Source organism: Streptomyces sp. NPDC054840 (assembly GCF_053611065.1).
Genome location: NZ_JBSGZP010000595.1, coordinates 1 through 4,652 on the forward strand (window position 1 = coordinate 1; position 4,652 = coordinate 4,652).

Annotated in this window: 3 protein-coding genes; 1 reads left to right on the forward strand and 2 read right to left on the reverse strand. The window is 70.6% G+C overall.

The features are described 5' to 3' along the window. Window positions 1–44: 44 nt before the first annotated feature. Together ACWGIU_RS30340 and ACWGIU_RS30345 are read right to left on the reverse strand one after the other, a co-directional pair. Complete coding sequence (locus ACWGIU_RS30340; protein ID WP_453711143.1) at window positions 45–1,280, reverse strand: L,D-transpeptidase; 1,236 nt, start codon at window positions 1,278–1,280, stop codon at window positions 45–47. Between the two features lie 255 nt (window positions 1,281–1,535). Further along, a complete protein-coding gene (locus tag ACWGIU_RS30345; protein WP_453711145.1) occupies window positions 1,536–2,732 on the reverse strand; it encodes an Ig-like domain-containing protein in 1,197 nt (398 codons plus the stop codon). Window positions 2,733–2,937: 205 nt separating this feature from the next. Between ACWGIU_RS30345 and glgX the strand changes: the two genes are divergently transcribed. After that, window positions 2,938–4,652: glycogen debranching protein GlgX (gene glgX / locus ACWGIU_RS30350; protein WP_453711147.1), on the forward strand; the 1,715-nt coding region annotated here is incomplete at its 3' end.

Here is a 4,652-nt window from a genome sequence, read left to right on the forward strand (position 1 = left end):
GTGTGTCACAGCACCGGGCCACCTCCACCGCGTACGGGACGGATCTACTTGATCCACTCCGCCCACGGCATGTTCCAGCCGTTGAGCCCGTTGTCCGGGGCGATCTGCTTGTCCTTCGAGTTCTTCACGATGACCACGTCACCGATCAGCGACTGGTCGAAGAACCAGGCCGCCGGGGCATTCGGGTCGCCGCCACCGCGCTGGTCGCGCAGGCCCACGCAGCCGTGGCTGACGTTCGACGAGCCGAAGGTGCCGGAGGAGGCCCAGTAGTTGCCGTGGACGAAGGTGCCGGAGTTGGAGAGGCGCATGGCGTGGGGGACGTCGGCGATGTCGTATTCGCCGCCGAAGCCGACGGTCGCGCCGTTCATCCGGGTCACCTCGTACTTCTCACTGATGACCATCTGACCGTTGTAGGTGGTCGTCGACGGGGCGCCCGCGGTGATCGGGACGTTCTTCAGGACCTGGCCGTCACGGACGACCTGCATCTGCTTCTCGCTCGCGTCGACGGTCGAGACCTGCGAACGGCCGATCGTGAAGGTGACCGTACGGGTCTGCTTGCCGTAGACGCCGGGGCGGCCTTCGACGCCGTCGAGGGCGAGCTTCACGGTGACCTTGGTGCCCGCGGCCCAGTAGTTCTCGGGGCGGAAGTCGAGGCGGTCGTTGCCGAACCAGTGGCCCTCGACCTGGACGGCCGGCTCGGCCGTGACGGTGATGGCCTTCTCGACGGCCTCGGGGTTGGTGATCCCCCGGGTGAAGTTGATCGAGACCGGCATGCCCACGCCCACGGTGGCGCCGTCCTCGGGCGTGTAGTGGCCCACGAAGGTGTTCGTCGGGGTCAGGGTGGTGAAGGTCGTGTCCTTGGCCGACTCCCGGCCGGCCTCGTCCTTGGCGACCGCGTGCACCTTGTACTCGGTGGCGGAGGCCAGGTGGCGGGCCGGCTCCCAGGTCGCGCCGTCGTCGGCGAGCTTGCCCTCGACCGCGTTCCCCTTGGTGTCCGCCACGGTCACCGTGCTGAGCTTGCCGCCCGTGCTCGATATCTTCAGGACGCCGCTGGTGGCGACCTCCTTGGCACCGTCGTCGGGCTTGACGCTGACGACCGCCTTGGAGGCCTCGGTACCGGTCTTGCCGCCGCCCCCGGCGTTGTCGCCACCGCTGCCGCCGCTGTTGCCACCGCCACCACACGCGGTGGTGAACAGCAGGGCCGCCCCCAGCAGAAGGGCCGGCAGGCCGGTGCGGGCCCGGCCGCGTATCGGCTGCAGGTTCACTCGTGTTCTCCCCATGTCCCCCGCGCGCGGACTGTCGCGCGCTTGTTGACAGGTAATCACAGCGAGGGATCACGATGAGCCACGGTCTTGTCACCGTTCCGTCCCAACCGCCCGGAGAAGTGCCCCGGTGGCCGCCCCATGACCGGGGGACGGCAGGTGATCAGGCCGAACCCGTGGCGGCGGCCGCCTGAGGGGCCGGCCCGGGGGCCGGTGACCCGGGGACCCGGTCGGTCGTGCGCGGCGCCACGCCGGCGGGGACGCCGCCCGTGTTCAGGCGATGGCGGAGCCGGCGACCCAGTCCGCCCAGGACATGTTCCAGCCGCCCAGCCCGTTGTCGGGGGCGACCGTCTTGTCCTGCGAGTTCACGACCTCCACCACGTCCCCGACGAGGGTCCGGTCGAAGAACCAGCCGGCCGGCGTGTCGGAGCCGCCGCCCTTGTCGTCACGCAGGCCCACGCAGCCGTGGCTCTGGTTGGTGGTGCCGAAGGTGTCGGGGCTGGACCAGTAGTTCCCGTGCAGGAAGGTCCCGGAGGCGGTGAGGCGCATGGCGTGCGGGACGTCGGGGATGTCGTACTCGCCGCCGAAGCCGACGGTCCGGCCGTTCATGCGGGTCACGTCGAACATCTCCATCACCACCATCTTCCCGTTGTACGTGGTGGTCTTGGGCGCCCCGGCGCTGATCGGCACGGTCGACACAAGTTGCCCGTCCCGGCGGACCTCCATGGTGTGCGCGGCCGCGTCGACGGTGGAGATCTGGGAGCGGCCGACGGTGAAGGTGATGGATTTGTCCTGGATGCCGTACGAGCCGGGTGCGCCCTCGATGTCGCGCAAATCCATCTTCACGGTGACCCGGGTGCCGGGCTTCCAGTACTTCTTGGGCCGGAAGTCGAGCCGCTCCCGCCCGAACCAGTGCCCGACGATCTGCACGCCCGGATCGGAGGTGACGGAAATGGCCCGCTCCACTTCGGCGCGGCGCTCGATGGCACGGCTGAACCGGAAGGAGACGATCATCCCGGTGCCGACGGTCGAGCGGTTCTCGGGCTTGAAGTAGCCGATGAACCGCTCCTCGGGAACGTAGGTGGTGAAGGTGGTGTGGCGGGCCTGGCGGCGGTCGTGCCCGTCGAGGGCGACGGCGTCCACGGTGTACTTGGCCGCGAGCGCGAGCCGTGCGGACGCGGGGTCGGGGCTCCAGCTGAGCCCGTCCTCGGCGATGGCGCCGGAGACCTGTTCCTGCTGTGCGTCCTCCACCTTGGTGACGACGACCCGCTCCAGACGGCCCTCGGGCACGGTGACCGACAGCCGCCCGTCCGCGGGGACCTCCTTCGCGTTGTCGTCGGGAGTGATACGGATGGCCTCGTCCGGCGAGCGGGGTTTGCCGGGCAGCTGGATCTCCACGGGGGCCTTGCCGTCCTGGGTGCATCCGGCCAGGCCGCCGAGGAGGCCCGCCCATGCCGCCACGGCGGCCAAGCCCGCCCCTGCCCGCCTCGTCAGAAGTGTCACGACCCTCCAACGACCGGGCGCTGCGGGGGAAACGTGAGGGCGGGCCACGTTCCGGGGAGATCTGTCCGGGCAGAACAGTGTGAAGGACCAGACGGGGGCGGGCCCAGGCCGGGACGCCGGGGCCGCACTCTCCCCTACCCCCGCCGGTACCCAGGAGCCGTGGAGGCGGGCAGTGTCGAGCGCAGCCGAGCAGGAGGCGGTGGAAGCCGTCAGCAATGCCGCGGAAGCGGTGCGGAGCGGCCGGGCCGCGCCCGTACCGCAGATCGACGGCCGAGTGAAGGAGCGGCCGAACGGCCAGGTCAGGAGCCAGGTGATACGGGTGCACGCGCGCCCGGGGGCACCGGTGTGGCCGGGGTCCTCGCATCCGTTGGGGGCCCGGTTCCATCACGGTCCGGACGGGACCGCGGGCACCAATTTCGCCCTGTGGGCGCAGGGCGCGGAGGCGGTCGAGGTCTGTCTGTTCGACGAGGCCGGCGCCGAGACCCGGTGCACCCTGACGGAGCACACGCACGAGATCTGGCACGGGTTCGTGCCGGGCGTACGCCCCGGGCAGCGGTACGGCTTCCGGGTGCACGGCCGCTGGGATCCCTGGACGGGCGCGCGGTACAACCCGGCGAAGCTGCTCCTGGACCCGTACGCGCGGGCCGTGGACGGGGACTTCACGCTGCCCCCGGAGGTGTACGCGCACGTCCGGGACTGGCCGCAGCAGTACATCGCGGACACCGTGCGCGACGACCGGGACTCCGCGCCGTTCGTCCCGAAGGGCGTGGTCGTCCACGATGACGACGACTGGGCGGACGACGTCCGGCCGAAGACGCCGTGGGCCGATTCGGTGATCTACGAGCTGCACGTGCGCGGCTTCACGATGCGCCATCCGGGTATTCCCGAGGAACTGCGCGGCACCTACGCGGGCCTGGCCCACCCGGCGGCGATCCAGCACCTGACGAGACTGGGTGTGACGGCGGTCGAACTGCTGCCGGTGCACCAGTTCGCGCACGAGGACCATCTGCTGCGCCGGGGGCTGCGCAACTACTGGGGCTACAACTCGATCGGCTACTTCGCCCCGCACGCCGGGTACTCGGCGAGCGGTACGGCCGGGCAGCAGGTCGGGGAGTTCAAGCGTATGGTCCGGGCCCTGCACGCGGCCGGGATCGAGGTCATCCTCGACGTGGTCTACAACCACACCGCGGAGGGGGGCGAGCTGGGTCCCACACTGTCGCTGCGCGGGATCGACAACCGGGCCTACTACCGGCTCCAGTCCGACCAGCGACGGTACTCCGACTACACGGGCTGCGGGAACACCCTGCACGCGGGGCGCCCTCACGTGCTGCGGCTGATCACCGACTCGCTGCGCTACTGGGTCACCGAGATGGGAGTGGACGGCTTCCGCTTCGACCTGGCGGCGGCACTGGCCCGGTCGATGCACGACGTGGACATGCTGTCGCCGTTCCTCGCGGTGATCGCCCAGGACCCGGTGCTGCGGCGGGTGAAACTCATCGCCGAGCCGTGGGACGTGGGCTCGGGCGGCTACCAGGTGGGGGCGTTCCCGCCCCTGTGGACGGAGTGGAACGACCGCTACCGGGATGCAGTACGGGACTTCTGGCGGGGTGCGCTGCCCGACGTACGGGATCTGGGCTACCGGCTGTCGGGATCGAGCGACCTGTACGCGTGGGGCGGGCGGCGGCCGTACGCCTCGGTGAACTTCGTGACCGCGCACGACGGGTTCACCCTGCGCGACCTGGTGACGTACGAGCGCAAGCACAACGAGGCGAACGGGGAGGCGAACCGGGACGGGACCAATGACAACCGGTCGTGGAACTGCGGGGCGGAGGGCGAGAGCGCCGATCCCGGGATCGGCGCGCTGCGCCGCCGCCAGCTGCGCAACCT

Excerpts from the sequence above, each read along its gene's own strand:
- ACWGIU_RS30340 (WP_453711143.1), bottom strand. The coding sequence starts at position 1,280 with ATGGGGAGAACACGAGTGAACCTGCAGCCGATACGCGGCCGGGCCCGC.